Source organism: Streptomyces sp. CGMCC 4.7035, from assembly GCF_031583065.1.
GTDB classification, from domain to species: Bacteria; Actinomycetota; Actinomycetes; order Streptomycetales; family Streptomycetaceae; genus Streptomyces; species Streptomyces yaanensis.
Genome location: NZ_CP134053.1, coordinates 7,373,876 through 7,390,737 on the forward strand (window position 1 = coordinate 7,373,876; position 16,862 = coordinate 7,390,737).

General features: G+C 70.8%; 13 protein-coding genes and 1 pseudogene. 8 read left to right on the forward strand and 6 right to left on the reverse strand.

What is annotated here, in order from left to right:
- The first annotated feature begins 70 nt into the window (after window positions 1-70).
- On the forward strand, window positions 71-1,705 hold the full coding sequence (locus Q2K21_RS32375) for a penicillin-binding transpeptidase domain-containing protein (RefSeq protein WP_310778536.1): 1,635 nt from the start codon (window positions 71-73) through the stop codon (window positions 1,703-1,705).
- A gap of 95 nt (window positions 1,706-1,800) precedes the next feature.
- A complete protein-coding gene (locus Q2K21_RS32380; protein WP_310778539.1) occupies window positions 1,801-3,471 on the forward strand; it encodes a penicillin-binding transpeptidase domain-containing protein in 1,671 nt (556 codons plus the stop codon).
- 92 nt (window positions 3,472-3,563) lie between these two features.
- On the opposite strand, the gene Q2K21_RS32385 is transcribed toward Q2K21_RS32380, so the two are convergent.
- Window positions 3,564-3,890, reverse strand: a complete 327-nt coding sequence (locus tag Q2K21_RS32385) for an SsgA family sporulation/cell division regulator (RefSeq protein ID WP_310778542.1) — start codon at window positions 3,888-3,890, stop codon at window positions 3,564-3,566.
- A 160-nt stretch (window positions 3,891-4,050) separates the two neighbouring features.
- Here Q2K21_RS32385 and Q2K21_RS32390 point away from each other — a divergent pair, with 160 nt between their 5' ends.
- The 5 genes and pseudogenes from Q2K21_RS32390 to Q2K21_RS32410 all read left to right on the forward strand — a co-directional run bounded on the left by Q2K21_RS32390 (window position 4,051) and on the right by Q2K21_RS32410 (window position 7,943).
- On the forward strand, window positions 4,051-5,085 hold the full coding sequence (locus Q2K21_RS32390) for an energy-coupling factor ABC transporter permease (RefSeq protein WP_310778544.1): 1,035 nt from the start codon (window positions 4,051-4,053) through the stop codon (window positions 5,083-5,085).
- A 1-nt stretch (window position 5,086) separates the two neighbouring features.
- Entirely contained in the window at window positions 5,087-5,848 is a 762-nt protein-coding gene (gene cbiQ / locus Q2K21_RS32395; protein ID WP_310778547.1) for a cobalt ECF transporter T component CbiQ, read from the forward strand.
- Entirely contained in the window at window positions 5,836-6,603 is a 768-nt protein-coding gene (locus tag Q2K21_RS32400) for an energy-coupling factor ABC transporter ATP-binding protein (protein ID WP_310778550.1), read from the forward strand. Before cbiQ ends, Q2K21_RS32400 begins: the two co-directional genes overlap by 13 nt.
- Before the next feature lie 4 nt (window positions 6,604-6,607).
- Window positions 6,608-6,712 (forward strand): annotated as a pseudogene (locus Q2K21_RS32405) (organic hydroperoxide resistance protein); the annotation flags it as partial.
- A gap of 73 nt (window positions 6,713-6,785) precedes the next feature.
- Window positions 6,786-7,943: a serine hydrolase domain-containing protein gene (locus Q2K21_RS32410; protein ID WP_310778553.1), complete on the forward strand. Its 1,158-nt coding sequence runs from the start codon at window positions 6,786-6,788 to the stop codon at window positions 7,941-7,943.
- Between the two features lie 62 nt (window positions 7,944-8,005).
- Here the strand turns inward: Q2K21_RS32410 and Q2K21_RS32415 are convergent, their stop codons facing one another.
- From Q2K21_RS32415 to Q2K21_RS32435, 5 genes are all read right to left on the reverse strand, one after another.
- Window positions 8,006-8,284 carry a DUF1876 domain-containing protein gene (locus Q2K21_RS32415; RefSeq protein ID WP_310778555.1) on the reverse strand — a complete coding sequence of 93 codons (279 nt, stop codon included), beginning with the start codon at window positions 8,282-8,284 and terminating at the stop codon, window positions 8,006-8,008.
- Between the two features lie 78 nt (window positions 8,285-8,362).
- Window positions 8,363-9,247 carry an NAD(P)-dependent oxidoreductase gene (locus tag Q2K21_RS32420; protein WP_310778557.1) on the reverse strand — a complete coding sequence of 295 codons (885 nt, stop codon included), beginning with the start codon at window positions 9,245-9,247 and terminating at the stop codon, window positions 8,363-8,365.
- A gap of 109 nt (window positions 9,248-9,356) precedes the next feature.
- Window positions 9,357-9,965 (reverse strand): hypothetical protein, encoded by a 609-nt coding sequence (locus Q2K21_RS32425; RefSeq protein ID WP_310778560.1) that lies wholly within the window; start codon window positions 9,963-9,965, stop codon window positions 9,357-9,359.
- A gap of 189 nt (window positions 9,966-10,154) precedes the next feature.
- Window positions 10,155-12,377, reverse strand: a complete 2,223-nt coding sequence (locus Q2K21_RS32430) for an MMPL family transporter (protein WP_310778562.1) — start codon at window positions 12,375-12,377, stop codon at window positions 10,155-10,157.
- A gap of 122 nt (window positions 12,378-12,499) precedes the next feature.
- The gene (locus Q2K21_RS32435; protein WP_310778565.1) at window positions 12,500-13,099 is read right to left on the reverse strand and encodes a TetR/AcrR family transcriptional regulator; all 600 of its coding nucleotides are present in this window, start codon (window positions 13,097-13,099) and stop codon (window positions 12,500-12,502) included.
- Between the two features lie 235 nt (window positions 13,100-13,334).
- Here Q2K21_RS32435 and Q2K21_RS32440 point away from each other — a divergent pair, with 235 nt between their 5' ends.
- Window positions 13,335-16,835, forward strand: coding sequence for a S41 family peptidase (locus tag Q2K21_RS32440; RefSeq protein ID WP_386275911.1), 3,501 nt, complete (start codon window positions 13,335-13,337; stop codon window positions 16,833-16,835).
- The last annotated feature ends 27 nt before the right edge of the window (window positions 16,836-16,862 follow it).

Sequence of the window (16,862 nt, forward strand, 5' to 3'; positions counted from 1 at the left end):
CTGAACGCGTTCAGAAAAAGCAGGAGGCTCATACGGGGAGCCCGCCCGGGCGGGCAGGGGAGGACACGCGATGCGTAAGGGTGCCAAGGCCGCCATAGTCGGCGGTGTGTTGGCGGTGATGGTCGGGGGTGCCGGATACGGCGCGTACAACTTCGTGACCGCGCTCGAGGGAAGTTCGAGCAGCGGTCTCGGCGGCCCCGCGCCCGTGAAGACCGGGCCGCCGTCCGCCGACGAGGTCAAGGAGACCAGCGCGAAGTTCTTCGCCGCCTGGGCGAAGGGCGATGCGGCCACCGCGGCCTCGTACACGAACAACGCCGGCGACGCGGAGCCGCTGTTGACCGCGTACGGCAGCAGCGCGCACATCACCAAGGTGCACATCGCGCCGGGTGCGCGCAGCGGGGACTCGGTGCCGTTCTCCGTGAAGGCCACGGTGTCGTACGAGGGGAAGTCCGAACCGCTCGCGTACGAGAGCAAGCTGACCGTCGTGCGCGGGGTCACCACCGGGCGGGCGCTGGTCGACTGGCAGCCGTCCGTCGTCCATCCGGGCCTGGAGAAGGGCGACACACTCGTCACCGGCGCGGCCAAGGTCCCGCCGATCGAGGCGGTGGACCGAAACGGCGTGGTGCTGACCCGGGCGAAGTACCCGTCCCTCGGCCCGGTCCTGGACGCGCTGCGCGAGAAGTACGGCGACCAGGCCGGCGGCAAGCCGGGCATCGAACTGTCCGTCGAGCGCGCCGATGCCCACAGGCCCGGCAAGACCCTGCTGACCCTCGCCAAGGGCACACCCGGCAAGCTGCGCACCACGCTCAGCGCCACCGCTCAGGCGGCGGCCGAGCGGGCGGTCGAGCAGTACGCGGAGTCGTCGGTGGTGGCGGTGAAGCCGAGCACGGGTGAGGTGCTCGCGATCGCCAACCATCGGAACGACGGCTTCAACGCGGCCTTCGAGGGGCGGCTGGCGCCCGGCTCCACGATGAAGATCATCACATCGGCGATGCTCATCGACAACGGCGTCACCACCATGAACGGCCCGGCGCCCTGCCCGCCCTCGGCGACGTGGCAGAGCCAGACCTTCACCAACCTCAAAGGCATGACGCCCAACGAGAACGCCACCCTCGCCAACAGCTTCATGCGCTCGTGCAACACCGCCTTCGTGAAGCTGATCGACGAGAAGCCGCTCACGGACGGCTCGCTGACGGCCGAGGCCCAGGAGCGGTTCGGACTCGGACAGGACAACTGGAAGACGGGCATCGTCTCCTTCGACGGCAGCGTCCCCGCCTCCACCGGCCCGGACCGCGCGGCCAACGCCATCGGCCAGGGCCAGGTCCAGATGAGCCCGCTGAACATGGCGTCGGTGACCTCGACCGCGATCACGGGCGCGTTCCGGCAGCCGTACCTGGTCTCACCGAAGCTCGACAACCGCCAACTGGCCACCGCCAAGGGCCTGTCCTCGAACACCGTCGCCCAGCTCAGGGCGATGATGCGGCTGACGGCGACCCAGGGCACCGCCGCGCGCGTGATGGCGGGGCTCGGCGGGGACATCGGCGCGAAGACCGGGTCCGCCGAGGTCGACGGACAGGCCAAGTCCAACAGCTGGTTCACCGGCTACCGGAACGACGTCGCGGCGGCGGCCATGACCCAGGAGGGCGGACACGGCGGCGACGCGGCCGGTCCTATCGTCGCAGCTGTGCTACGAACTGGCGGCTGAAGTCACCCGTGTCACCGCGGGACTCTAATGTGGTGGTTCTCGTTGAGGAGCGTGAGGGCACCGGGGGACCTGGGGACTGCGGAGGATCGAAAGCTGTGGGCAAGAGAGGGCGCGCCGTCGAGCGCAAGAAGTCCGGGCCGCTGGTGATCGGCGGACTGATCGCCGTAGTCGGCGTGGGAGGGGCCATCGGCGCCTACACCCTGCTGAGCGGCGGCGCGGCGGCCGAGGACCGTACGGGGGCCGCCGCGCACCACAAGGCCGTGAAGACGGGCCCGGTGTCGGCGTCCGAGGTCCGGACGACGGCCACGGCGTTCCTCACGGCCTGGCAGAAGGGGAACGTCGCCAAGGCGGCGGCGGCCACCGACGACTCGGCGGCCGCGACCCGGGCCCTGACGGGCTACGGCAAGGACGCGCACATCACGGGCGTCACCCTGACCCGCGGCACGGCCTCCGGGGCGTCGGTCCCGTTCTCCGTCAAGGCGACGGTCTCGTACCAGGGCAAGAGCAAGCCGCTGGCGTACCAGTCGAAGCTGACGGTGGTGCGCCGCGCCGAGGACGGTGTCCCGCTGGTGCGTTGGCAGCCGTCGGTGGTGCACCCCGACCTGACCGAGGGCGACCGCCTGCTGACGGGCGAGGCCGGCACGCCCCCGATCAAGGCCCTGGACCGCAGCGGCGGCGAACTGACGACGGCCAAGTACCCGTCCCTGGGCACGGTGCTGGACGGACTGCGCGAGAAATACGGCAAGAAGGCCGGCGGCAAGGCGGGCATCGAGCTGCGCATCGTGCGCAAGGCGGCGAAGCAGGGCACACAGAAGACACCCGACAAGACGCTGGTGACGCTGAGTGAGGGCACGCCGGGCACGCTGCGGACGACGCTCAGCCCCACGCTCCAGGCGAAGGCCGAACAGGAGGTGACCACGAAGGCCAAGGCGTCCGTGGTCGTCATGCGGCCGTCCACGGGCGAGATCCTGGCGGTGGCGAACTCCAACCACGGCTTCAACGTGGCTTTCCAGGGCTCCCTCGCACCGGGCTCGACGATGAAGATCGTGACGTCGACGCTGCTGTTCGAGAAGGGCCTGGCGTCGGCGGACAAGGCGCACCCCTGCCCCAAGTACGTGACGTACGGCGGCTGGAAGTTCCAGAACGACGACAAGTTCGAGATCAAGAACGGCACGTTCAGGGCGAGCTTCGCGGCGTCCTGCAACACCGCCTTCATCAGCCAGGCGAAGAAGCTGCAGAACGACGACCTCACCAAGGTCGCCCAGCAGATCTACGGCCTGAGCATGAACAACTGGGCGATCGGCGTCCCGTCCTTCGACGGCTCGGTCCCGGTGCAGAGCGCGGCCCAGATGGCGGCGTCCCTGATCGGCCAGGGCGGCGTTCGCATGAACCCGCTGAACATGGCCTCGGTGGTCTCCACGGCGAAGACGGGCGTCTTCCACCAGCCCTACCTGGTCTCCCCGTCGCTGGACAACCGCACCCTGGCGAAGGGGACCCGCACGATGTCGGCGTCGACGCAGGCCCAGCTGAAGGAGGTCCTCCGGTACACGGCCGCGGCGGGCACGGCCGCCAAGGCGATGGCGGGCCTGGGGCCGGACGACGGCGCGAAGACGGGCTCGGCGGAGGTCGACGGCCAGAAGCAGCCCAATGGCTGGTTCACCGCGTGGCAGGGCGACCTGGCCGCGGCGGGCGTGGTCCAGGCGGGCGGCCACGGCGGCGACTCGGCAGGACCGATCGTGGCGGCACTGCTGCGGGCCGGCAGCTGACCCGCCACCGCCGTACCGCGGGCCCGTCCGGACGGGCCCGCACCCTCGCCCTTCCTTGCCCTACCAGGACACCGCCCTACCAGAACACCGTCCTACGCCGTATACGTCCGCCGCAGGAAGCGGACCAGCGCCTCCGAATCGAACTGCACCACCTCGACCCCCTGCTTCGAGTGGAACTCCATCACCGCCTGGACCCGGCCGCACGGCCAGATGCGGACGTCGCCCTTTTCCGCCGGGGCGCTCAGGCCCTGTTCCAGGAGGTCCCGGGAGAAGGCCCACTCGTGGGGGCCGGGAAGGCCGATGCGGACGGAACGGGGGTCGGCGTCCGGGTCGTAGCGCAGGACGACGGGGACGGCGTCCGTTGCTTCCTCGGAGTCCGTGACCACATGGGCTCGTGCGTACTGCTCGACGACGGACATCGGCCGACTCCTCACACCGCGTCACTAAAGCAGAATGTATGAATCCGCTTTTCCTCCAATGTCGCATATCCAGACAAAAGCGGCCCCTGACGCACGCGATCCGCTTTCACCTCGACCTGGCTCTTGCAAGTCGTTCGCAATAAGCGGGTATCCTCAAGCGGTGCATGTCCCCGACGGATTCATCAACGCCCCCATCTCCGCCGCGACCGGCGTCGTCGCCGCCGGCGCCCTCGCCGTCAGCCTCAAGGGCGCCCGGCGTGAACTCGACGAGCGCACCGCGCCACTCGCCGGTCTGGTGGCCGCGTTCATCTTCGCCGTGCAGATGCTGAACTTCCCGGTCGCCGCCGGCACCAGCGGACATCTGCTCGGCGGAGCACTCGCCGCCATACTCGTCGGGCCCTACACCGGCGTCCTGTGCGTCTCCGTCGTGCTCCTCATGCAGGGCATCCTGTTCGCCGACGGCGGCCTCACGGCCCTCGGCGTCAACATCACCGACATGGCGATCGTGACGACCGTCGTGTCGTACGCCGTCTTCCGCACTCTGGTCAGGGTCCTGCCCCGCACGCGCCGCTCCGTCACCGTCGCCTCCTTCCTCGCCGCCCTCGTCTCCGTTCCGGCCGCCGCCGTCGCCTTCACCCTGATCTACGCGATCGGCGGCACCACCGACGTCTCGATCGGCAAGGTCGCCACGGCGATGATCGGCGTCCACGTCCTCATCGGCATCGGTGAGGCCGCCATCACCGCCCTGACCGTCGGCGCCGTCATCGCCGTACGGCCCGATCTCGTGTACGGCGCCCGGGGCCTCCAGCAGCGCCTCAAGCTGCGCGTCGGCGGCGAGCTCGTCGACGCGCCGGCCGCCGAGCCCGTGCCCGTCGCCGCCCGGTCCCACCGCAAGCTGTGGATCACCGGTCTCGTCACCTCCCTCGTCCTCGCGGGCTTCGTCAGCTTCTACGCCTCCGCCAACCCGGACGGCCTGGAGAAGATCGCCCACGACAAGGGCATCGACAAGAAGACCGAGCAGCACGCGGCCGCCGACTCCCCGCTCGCCCACTACGGCGTCAAGGACGTCAAGAACGCCCGCCTCTCCGGCGGCCTCGCGGGCGTGGTCGGTGTGGGGGTCACGGTCGTCGCGGGCAGCACGGTCTTCTGGGCCGTCCGCAGGCGTCGTACGAACGCACCTTCCCAGGTGGCCTGACATGGGCGCCGGGCACGCACACAGGCTCTACCGGCACGGGCACTCCCCCGTGCACGCCCTGCCGCCGCACACCAAGCTCGCCGCCGCCTTCGCCTTCGTGGTCGTCGTGGTGTCCACGCCACGCGAGGCGATGTGGGCGTTCGCGCTGTACGCCGGCCTCCTCGGCGTGGTCGCGCACCTGGCCGGCGTACCGGCCCGGTTCCTCCTCAAGCGCCTGCTGATCGAGGTCCCCTTCGTCGCCTTCGCCGTGCTCATGCCGTTCGTGGCCGAGGGCGAGCGCGTCGACGTCCTCGGCCTGTCCCTGAGCGTGAGCGGGCTGTGGGGTGCCTGGAACGTACTCGCCAAGGGCACCCTCGGCGTCGCCGCCTCCGTCCTGCTCGCCTCCACCACCGAGCTGCGCGAACTGCTCCTCGGGCTGCAGCGCCTCAAGCTGCCGCCCCTGCTCGTGCAGATCGCGTCCTTCATGATCCGCTACGGCGACGTCATCACCGACGAGATGCGGCGGATGCGGATCGCGCGCGAGTCACGCGGCTTCGAGGCGCGCGGCATCCGCCACTGGGGCGTGCTCGCCAAGTCCGCGGGCGCGCTCTTCATCCGGTCGTACGAGCGCGGTGAACGCGTGCACCTGGCCATGGTCAGCCGGGGATACGCCGGTGCGATGCCGGTCATCGACGAGGTGACGGCGTCCCGGGCGCAGTGGTCGTACGCCCTCGCCCTGCCCTGCGCCGCCCTCGTCGTCTGCCTGTTGGGATGGATCCTGTGACCCCTACGACACCTTCACTGGAAGTGACCGGCCTCGCCTTCGCGTACCCCGACGGGCATCAGGCCCTCTTCGGTGTCGATTTCGCCATCGCGCGCGGCGAGCGGGTCGCGCTGCTCGGGCCGAACGGCGCCGGGAAGACCACGCTCGTGCTGCACCTCAACGGCATCCTGAGCGGTGGCGCCGGGACGGTGACGGTCGCCGGGCTCCCCGTCGGGAAGCGGCACATGGCCGAGATCCGCCGGAAGGTCGGCATCGTCTTCCAGGACCCGGACGACCAGCTCTTCATGCCGACGGTCCGCGAGGACGTGGCCTTCGGGCCCGCGGCGGCCGGCCTGAAGGGCGCGGAGCTGGAGGACCGGGTCGACCGGGCCCTCGAACAGGTCGGCATGACGGATTTCAAGGACCGTCCGCCGCACCACCTCTCCTTCGGCCAGCGGCGCCGGGTGGCGGTGGCGACCGTCCTCGCCATGGAGCCGGAGATCCTCGTCCTGGACGAGCCGTCCTCGAACCTCGACCCCGCCTCGCGGCGCGAACTCGCCGACATCCTTCGGTCGCTGGACGTCACGGTCCTCATGGTCACGCACGACCTGCCGTACGCGCTGGAGCTGTGCCCGCGCTCGCTCATCCTGAGCGACGGAGTGATCGCGGCGGACGGCCCCACGGGCGGGCTGCTGGCCGACGACGAGCTGATGCGCGCCCACCGTCTGGAGCTTCCCTTCGGCTTCGACCCGCGTTCCGTGACGATGGGCGCGTGACGAACTGGACCAGGAGCTCGCGGCGAAGCTCGTGGACGCGGCCCACGAGGTCTGCCCGTACTCGAACGCCACGCGCGGCAACATCGATGTAACGATCGTGCTGGGCTAGCGGGACGAAGGAATCGCAGGCTCGGCGCAGGTGTTGCACCCCCGTCGAAGGCGAGTCGAAGGGAAGTGCGGACGTGGACGTGAACGGCGTTGTGGCCGAAGGCTTCGAGCCGGTCAGGGACGCGTTCGTGCGCAACTTCGAGACACAGGGCGAGCGGGGCGCGGCGGTCGCCGTGTACCGCGACGGGCGCAAGGTCGTGGACCTGTGGGGCGGGACGCGGGACATCGACGGTGCGGAGCCCTGGGAGCAGGGCACCGCGCAGATCGTGCGCTCGGCGACCAAGGGGGTCGCCGCGGCCGTGCTGCTGATGCTGGCCGAGCGCGGGGAGCTGGACCTGGACGCGCCGGTCGGCCACTACTGGCCGGAGTTCAAGGCGCACGGCAAGGAGCACACGCTGGTGCGGCACGTGCTGGCGCATCGCGCCGGCGTGCCGGCGCTCGACCGCCCGCTCACGCCCGCCGAGGCGGCCGACCCCGATCTCGCCGCAGCCGTACTGGCCGCGCAGGCCCCCGCCTGGGAGCCCGGCACGGACCACGGCTACCACGCACAGACCTACAGCTGGCTGACGGGCGAGCTGGTACGGCGGGCCACGGGCCGTTCGATCGGCACGTGGATCGCGGACGAAATCGCCGGGCCGCTGTCCCTCGACCTGTGGGTGGGCCTGCCCGGGACGGAGGCGCACCGTGTGGGCCGGGTCGGCCCGGCCGAGATACCGGCGCAGGACGGTGCCCTGCGCACCCGCCCCAAGCGCGCGGTCGCCGAGGCGTACGCGGACCCCGACAGCCTGACCCGCCGCGCCTTCGCCGCGATCACCCCGATGCCCGACGAGAACGACCCCGCCTACCGCGCGGCGGTCCTGCCCGCGTCGAACGGCATCGCGACGGCGGACGGCCTGGCACGCTTCTACGCGGCGCTGACCGGCGAGGTGGACGGCATACGCCTGTTCGCACCGCAGACCCTGGAACAGGCCCGCGCGGAGGCCTCGGCCGGCCCCGACCGCGTGCTGGTGGTCACCACCCGCTTCGGTCTCGGCTACATGCTCCACGGCAGCGCGTCGCCGCTGCTCGGCCCCGGCTCCTTCGGCCACCCGGGCCGCGGCGGCGCCCTCGGCTTCGCCGACCCCGAGTCGGGCATCGCCTTCGGCTATGTCACGAACGGCTTCCGCAAGAGCGTGACGGCGGACCTACGGGCACAGGCGCTGGTCCGGGCGGTGCGTACGTCACTGCCGTAGCCGTGGGCACAACGCGTTGATGCCCGTACGCGGCACCGCGTACGGGCATCGACGGGACGCACTCAGTGCGTCAGCGGACGTGACGTCCTCCCTGACGCCTCGTCGATCTCGTCGTGCGCCTTCGTGAGCAGCTGCATCGCGAGATCGTTGAGCGCCCTGGCCCCTGCGATCTCCTCACCGACACGGGGCTGATTCGCGTCGGTGTGGTGGCGGCTGGCGTATCCGCGGGAGCGGACTTCGTTCCCGTCGGGAAGCCGTACGAGCGCCGCCGCCCGCGTGCGGTCATCGTCCTCCTCGAATTCGAGCTCCACATGCCATCCCACTGCGGTGTGCATCTTCATGACGATCACCTCCGGAACCGCTGATTCCAGGGTGCTCCTCCTCGCCCCCGGGCGCACGGCGCACAGGGGCTTGCGGCCTCAGGAACGGGGCTCCTCGTCGAAGCTCGCGAAGTACGCCGCGGCCATGTCCTCGTCGGCGTGGCCCTGGGCTGCGGCGCGGGCGAAACGTTCGGCGGTCGCGACGGCGACGTCGAGGCGGACGCCGTTCTCCTCGCCGGCCCGGACGATCAGACGGGCGTCCTTCTCCGCGGTCGCCACCGCGAAACTGGCCGGGGACAGCTTGCCGTTCAGGACGAGGTCGGCCTTGGCGCGCAGATAGCCCATGTCGAGCGGGCCGCCGGCGATGAGGTCGAAGAAGTGCTGCGGGTCGACGCCGAGGGCCCGGGCCAGCGCCAGCACCTCGCCGGCCGCGGCGGTGGCCGCGAGGACCCAGCTGTTAGCCACCAGCTTGAGCCGGGTGGCGCTGCCCGCCTCCTCGCCGGTCCACACCGTACGGGCGCCGACCGCGTCGAAGACCGGCGTCACCGTCTCCCGGCCCTCGGCGGGGCCCGCGGCCAGCACGGTCAGCTGCCCGGCCTCCGCGGGCTGGCGGGTGCCGAGCACCGGGGCGTCGTAGAAGACCAGGCCGTGCTCGTCGGCGAAGCCGGCCAGCTCGGCGGTGGCCTCGATCCCGGCGGTGGTCGACTGCGCCCAGACGGCGCCCGGAGGCACGGCGGGAGCGGCCTCCCGCATGACCTCCAGGACGGCGGCGCCGTCGTACAGCATGGTCAGCACGACGTCGGCGCCCCGCACGGCGTCGGCGGGGGTGTCGGCGATGTGCGCGCCGTCGGCGGCGAGGGGTTCGGCCTTGGCGCGGGTGCGGTTCCAGGCACGGACGGTGTGTCCGGCGCGGGCGAGGTTGCGGGCCATCGCGGCCCCCATGATCCCGGTGCCCAGGACGCTCACGGTGAGCTTGTCGGTCATGACGTCAACTTCCTGATCCTGAGGGGTAGATGCACTTCCCATGCTCCCTCGGGCAGGCACCACCGTGGTCCCGACCGGCGTGCTTCCCGGAGCGGGGCAACACGCCTGGTCACCGGTCCGGTTGGCACTCGTTCCGGCGCCGCAGTGCGTCGGGCGTCGCCATCCACGACCGCGGGTGCCCCCGTTCGGTCAGGCAAGGGTCGAACATCTTCTCCTGCTTGACGGCGGAGTTGCCCCGGAGGGCCCTGTTCGCGGGACGCCAACGGTAGGCACGGGACTTGGTCGGCTTTGATCCGGCGCCGGCGTTCTGCCAGTTCTTCCCGCCCTTCCCCTTCCCTCCATTCGCGTTGTTCCAGTTGTTCCAGTTGTCCCCATCATCCCCGTCTTTTCCGTCGGCCCCGTTGGCCCCGTTCGCCCCGTTGGCCCCGTCGGTCCCGTCCTTGCCGTCCTTGCCGTTGTCCCCGTCGTTCCCGTCCTTCCCGTCCTTCCCGTCCTTCCCGTCCTTGCCGTCCCTTCCCTCCCTGCCTTGCGGTCCCTCGGGGCCGGGCGGACCAGTGGGGCCGGGCGGGCCGGTGGGGCCCCTGGCCCGCTCGCCCCCTACGGTCCCCGCGGAACTGAGCTGGAGATGCTGTTCCTGCAGATCGTCGATCTGCATCTGCTGCGCGATGAGCGCAGCCGTCTGCGCGACGAGCGCGGCGGTCAGTGCCCCATGGAGCATGAGGCGGCGCCGCGACTTTCTTCGTGTTTCGTTTACGGTGCTCACATGTCCCCTCACGGTGCGTGACGGCGACAGTGTAAGTGACGAGGAGTTGGAGGAGGCGGACCTCCTCCAACTCCTCGTCGAGCGTCTGTCCCGGGGCTGTCCCGAAGGGGCGCGGTCCGCCTCGCGGCGTTCAGGCGCCCGTGCTCAGACCCGCACCAGCTCCCGCTCCTCGTCCGGGTCCCTGCGGTCGCTGTCGTCGGCCCGGGTGCGCAGCGCCTCGCCCTCCACGTCCATGTTCGGCACGGCGCGGTCCAGCCACTTCGGCAGCCACCAGGCCATACCGCCCAGCAGCGCCAGCACCGCCGGGACGATCGCCATCCGGACCACGAACGCGTCGAAGAAGACCGCGATCGCCAGGCCGAAGCCGATCATCTTGATCATCGACTCGCTGGAGCCGATGAAGCCGGAGAAGACAGCGATCATGATGACCGCGGCGGCGGTCACGACGCGGGCGCCGTGCCTGAATCCGGTGACCACGGCCTGGCTGGGCTTCTCGCCGTGCACGTAGGCCTCCCGGATCCGCGTCACGAGGAACACCTCGTAGTCCATCGCCAGGCCGAAGACCACGCCCACCATGAAGATCGGCATCATCGACATGATCGGGCCGGTCTCCTCCACTCCCAGGAGGCCGGCGAGCCAGCCCCACTGGAAGACGGCGACCACCGCGCCCAGCGCCGCCGTCACACTCAGCAGGAAGCCGAGGGCCGCCTTCAGCGGTACCAGGATCGAACGGAAGACCGCGATCAGGAGCAGGAACGCCAGGCCGACCACCAGGATCAGATACGGGATCAGTGCGTCGTTCAGCTTCTGCGAGAAGTCGATGTTCATCGCCGTCGCGCCGGTGACCAGCACCGTCGCGCCGGTCTCCGCCTTGGTGCCGGCTCCCGCGGCACGGATGTCGTGCACCAGGTTCTCGGTCGAGGCCGAGGACGGTTTCGAGTCGGGGATCACGGTGATCGTCGCCGTGTCCCCGGCCTTGTTGTACGTCGCCGGGGTCACCGTCACGACGTCCTTGAGGCCCTTGACCCCGTCGGTCACCTTGGCGACGGCGCCCTTCGGGTCGTCGCTCGCCTTCGCGTCGACCACGACCATCAGCGGCCCGCTGAAACCGGGGCCGAAGCCCTCCGAGAGGATGTCGTACGCCCGGCGCTGCGTCGTGGACGTGGGCTGCGAACCGTCGTCCGGCAGGCCCAGCTCCAGCGAGGCCGCCGGGATCGCGGCCGCGCCGAGACCGAGGACGCCGAGCAGGAGGACGGCGATCGGGCGTCGTACGACGAAGCTCGCCCAGCGCGTGCCCATGTTGGGCCTGCCCGGCTTCTTCGGGGCCCGGCCGCCACCCAGGAACCTGCTCTTCTCACCCGCCGGCTTGATCCTGCGGCCCACATAGCCCAGCAGCGCCGGGATCATCGTCAGCGCGATCAGTACCGCGACCGCGACCGTGCCCGCCGCGGCGATGCCCATCTTCGTCAGCATCGGCACGTTCACCACCGACAGACCCACGAGTGCGATCATGACGGCCAGGCCCGCGAAGACCACCGCCGAGCCCGCCGTACCCACGGCCCGGCCGGCCGCCTCCTCGCGCTCGCGGCCCTCGGCCAGTTCGGACCGGTAGCGGGACACGATGAACAGCGCGTAGTCGATGCCGACCGCGAGGCCGAGCATCGACGCCAGGGCGGACGTGGTCGATCCCAGGTCCAGGGCGCTGGCGAGTGCCGTGATCGCGCTGACGCCGATGCCGACACCGACCACGGCCGTGAGCAGTGGCAGGCCGGCGGCGAGCAACGAGCCGAAGGTGATGACGAGAACGACCGCCGCGACCGCGATGCCGATGGCCTCGGTGGCCCCGTTCTCGGGCGTCGCGCTCAGCGCGTCACCGCCGGTCTCGACGGTCAGCCCCGTCCCGCGCGCGTCCTGCGCGGCCTTCTCCAGGGCGTCCTTCGTGGCGTCGGTCAGCTCGGTGGCCGGGGCCTCGTACCTCACCTGCGTGTACGCCACCGTCCCGTCCTTGCTGACGGCGTTCGCCACGTAGGGGTCGACGGCGGAGGCGACCTGGGAACCGTCGGACAGCTCCTTGACGGTCTTCTCGACAACCGCCTTGTTGTCGGCGTCCGTCAACTTCTCGCCCGCGGGTGCCTTGAAGACGACGCGTGCGGTCGCCCCGTCGGCGCTCATCCCGGGGAAGCGCTGTTCCAGCAGGTCGAAGGCCTTCTGGGCCTCGGTGCCGGGGATGGAGAAGGAGGAGGAGCCCGCTGCGGGGGCGGTGGCGGCGCCGACGCCCGCGAGGGTCAGCAGCGCCACCCAGACCAGGGCGACGAAGTGCCGTCGCCGGAAGGCGAGTCGGCCGAGTCGATAGAGGAATGTGGCCACGAGGGCGTACTCCGGTCAGGTCGTGGGGGTGTTCAGGGCAGGGGTGATCAGCCCGGCGGACGGGCAGGGGTGATCGGCCCGACGACGTGAGCGGTCGCGTCAGGTACGGGGTGCGATGACGGTCAGATGGCGGGAACGCCGAGGGCGGGGAGGACCACGGCGTCGATGTACGAGAGCAGGAACGCCTGCGTCGGCGGCTGGTTGTCGATCAGCGCCCGGGTGGCGAAGGCGCCGATCAGCATGTGCACCACGTAGTCCCGCGCCGGGTTGTCCGCGCGGACCTCACCGCGGTCGACGGCCCGCTGCACCACGCGGTGGAACTCGGCCATCTCCGGTTCGATGAGCAGTTCCCGGAACGCCTTCTGGAGGTCCGGGTTCGTGTGCGTCGCCATGGCCAGACCCCGCATCAGCGCGTGGTTCTGCTCCATGGCGCAGTCGTCCTCGCGTGCCGTGAGGGCGTGGAAGTCGCCCCGCAGGGACCCGGTGTCGACGTCGTCGGCGAGGCCCGGCTTGATGTGACGGATGGCCTTGGCCACCAGCTCGGCCTTGCCGCCCCACTGGCGGTAGAGCGTCGCCTTGCTGGACCGCGTGCGGGCGGCCACGGCGTCCATGGTCAGGGCGTCGTAACCGACTTCCCGGAGCAGGTCGAGCACGGCCTCGTACAACTCGGCCTCGCGCTCGGGCGTGATCCGACTGCGACGCGCCGTTGCGATCTCAGTCATGCCACTCGCCTTCCTGCTCTCCGCCACGTCTTCTCTCGTACATGTCAGAAGATACCCTGCCCGCCATCGAAACGAAACAGTTTCGTACGTGTTCTGGGTCACGAGTTGGGTCATGAGCTGGGTCCCGGGTTGGGGCACGAGTTCGGGTCACGGGTTCCGGCCCACGATCGACACCCGATCGGCGTACGAGTTGCCAGGGCACGCATATCGGACAAAGCATGGGTAGGTGAGCGACGTGCGTGAAGAGTACGAGAACGCCCCCGGCTACCTCCGCTTCCCGCATCTGCACGGCGACCGGCTCTGCTTCGCCGCCGAGGACGACCTGTGGGTGGCCCCGCTGGAGGGGCCCGGACGCGCCTGGCGGCTCACCGTCGACCGTACGAAGATCGGGCATCCCCGCTTCTCGCCGGACGGCGGCCTGATCGCGTACACGAGCTGGCGCAGCCTCGTTCCGGAGATCCATCTGACGCCGGTGGACGGCGGCCCCGGCCGACGGCTCACCTACTGGGGCAGCAGCGACACACGCGTGTGCGGGTGGACCCCGGACGGCCACATTCTCGCCGTCGCCTCGCACGGCGAGCCCTTCTCGCACTACACCTGGGCCTACAAGGTCCCCACCGACGGCGACCCCGGGGGCAAGCTCCCCTGGGGTCCTGTCTCCGACATCGCGGTGGCCGACATCGACGGCGAGCACAAGACCCTGCTGCTGACCGGCACCCCGCCGCACGAACCGGCCTCCTGGAAGCGCTACCGCGGTGGCGCCACGGGCCGGCTGTGGCTGCACGGGCAACAGCTGCTCGCCGACCTCGACGGCCACCTCGGCTCGCCGATGTTCGTCGGCGGGCGGATCGCGTTCCTCTCCGACCACGAGGGCGTCGGCAACCTGTACTCGTGCGCCCAGGACGGCTCCGACCTGCGCCGCCACACCGACCACGACGCCTTCTACGCCCGGCACGCGTCCAGCGACGGCGCGCGGGTGGTGTACCAGTGCGCGGGCGACCTGTGGATCGTTGACGACCTCTCCCCCGACTCGATCCCGCGCCGCCTGGACGTGCGGCTGGGCGGGCCGCGCGCGGGGCGCCGCAAGTACCAGGTACCGGCCGCGCAGCACGTGGACGGACTCTCGGTCGACGAGACCGGGCGGGCCAGCGCGGTCGTCGTCCGCGGCAGCCTGTACTGGCTCACCCACCGGGACGGCCCCGCCCGCACGATCACGGACACCCCCGGCGTACGGGTCCGGCTGCCGGAGATGCTCGGCGTGGGCGGGGAGGTCGCGTACATCACGGACGCGGAGGGCGAGGACGCGATAGAGATCGCGTATCTCCCGCGGGCGTCCGGCGCCCGCGCACCGCGCCGGCTGGCCTCCGGCCGGCTGGGACGCGTCCTGGAGATGGTGTCGGATCCACAGGGCGAACGGCTCGCGATCGCCGCGAACGACGGGCGGCTGCTGCTGATCACGGTGTCCCAGGAAGAGGAAGCCGCGACGGCAGCCGACACGGGGGCGGAGGCGGAGACGGAGACGGAGGCGGGGCCGGAGGCGGAGGCGGGGGCGGGGCCAGAGGCGGAGGCGGGGGCGGGGGCGGGGCCGGAGAACGAGACCGAGACTCAGACCGAGACCGAGACCGAGACCGAGACCGAGACCGAGGCTGAGACTGCGACCGAGACTCAGACTGCGACTGCGACTGCGACTGCGACTGCGACGAACGGCGAGGTCACTGAACTGATCCGGTCGATCAACGGGCCGGTTCGGGACCTGGCGTTCTCCCCGGACGGGGCGTGGCTGACCTGGTCGCACCCGGGGATCGGCCGGTCGCTGCGGCAGATCAAGATGGCGCGAATCTCCCGGATGGGACAAGAGGACCGGCTGATCGTCGACGTGACCAACGGCCGCTTCGAGGACGAGAACCCGGTGTTCACCCGGGACGGCCGCTATCTGGCGTTCCTCTCCTGGCGTGGCTTCGACCCGGTGTACGACGTGCACACGGGAGACCTGTCCTTCCCCCTCGGCTGCCGCCCGTACCTGGTGCCGCTCTCCTCGGCGACCCCGTCCCCCTTCGCGCTGAACCCGGAGGGACGGCCGGCGGCCGGTGGCCTCGATCCGCTGGAGGAAGGGGAGGAGGGCGACGGGGTGGTGACCGTCGAGATCGAGGGGCTGGAGAACCGGGTGACACCGTTCCCGGTCACGGCTTCGAAGTACTCGGCGCTGTGTCCGGTAGCGGGCGGCGGCCTGGTGTGGCTGCGCTGGCCGATCTCGGGCGCGCTGGGCGAGACGTTCGTGAATCCGGACGACATCTCCGGCCGGCCGACCCTGGAGCACTTCAACATCAGCAAGGCGAAGAAGGCCGAACTGGTCGGCCATCTCGACTGGTTCACGGTGAGCGGGGACGGAACGCGGCTGGTGGTCGTCGACGAGGGTGACCTGCGGGCGGTCCCGTCGACCGAGAGCGGCGACAGCGACACGACGGTCTGGATCGATGCGCGCCGGATCATGCACACGGTGGACCCGGGGGCGGAGTGGCGGCAGGCGTACGCGGAGGCGGGCCGGCTCATCCGGGCGTACTTCTGGGAGCCGGACATGTGCGGGATCGACTGGGACGCGGTCCTGGCGCAGTACCGCCCGCTGGTCGGACGGGTCGCGTCACCGGACGAGTTCGCGGACCTGCTGCGCGAGGTGCTGGGCGAGCTGGGCACGTCGCACGCGTACGTGGCATCGGCCCGGCGCAACGAGGGCCCCCCGCATTACCAGCGCTACCAGGGCCTGCTGGGCGCCAACTTCGTGCGCCGCAACGGAAGCTGGACGGTGAAACGGATCCTTCCGGGCGACTCGTCGGACTCCAAGGCGCGCTCACCGCTGGCAGGCACGGGAATCCGGGAGGGGGCCGTCCTGACCCATGTGGACGGGCGGCCGGTGGACCCGGTGACGGGACCGTACCCGCTGCTGGCGGGGGCGGGCGGCATGACGGTGGAGCTGACGTTCACAGCGCCGGGAGGGGACGGCCCGTCGCGGCGCGTGGCCGTGGTCGCCCTGATCGACGAACGTCCCCTGCGCTACCAGGACTGGGTGGTCAAACGCCGCGATCTCGTCCGGGAGTTGAGCGGCGGCCGGTGCGGGTATCTGCACATCCCGGACCTGGGCGGCTCGGGCTGGGCGCAGTTCAACCGGGACGTGAGGATGGAGGTCTCGCTGCCGGCGCTGATCGTGGACGTACGGGGCAACGCGGGCGGCCACATCAGCGAACTGGTCATCGAGAAGCTGACGCGCACGATCCTTGGCTGGGACCTGACGCGCAACGCCCAGCCGGTGTCGTACATGTCGAACGCCCCGCGAGGCCCGATCGTGGCGCTGGCCGACGAGGCGACGTCCTCGGACGGCGACATGATCACGGCGGCCTTCAAGCTGCTGAACCTCGGACCGGTGGTCGGCTCGCGCACGTGGGGCGGTGTGGTCGGCATGACGGGCCGCCACCGCCTGGGCGACGGCACGGTGATCACGGTCCCGATGAACGCGGCGTGGTTCGACGCGTACGGCTGGTCGATCGAGAACCGGGGCGTGGAACCGGACCTGGCGATCCTGCGCACCCCGCTGGACTGGGCGGAGGGCCGCCACAAGCAACTGGACGACGCGGTCGGTCTGGCCCTGGACCTCCTGCACACCCACCCCCAGGAAACCCCCCCGGACTACAACGAGACCCCGGACAGAACCCGCCCGAAACTCCCCCCGAGAAAGACGGATTGACGGGCAACGTCAAGAGCGGCAAGCAAA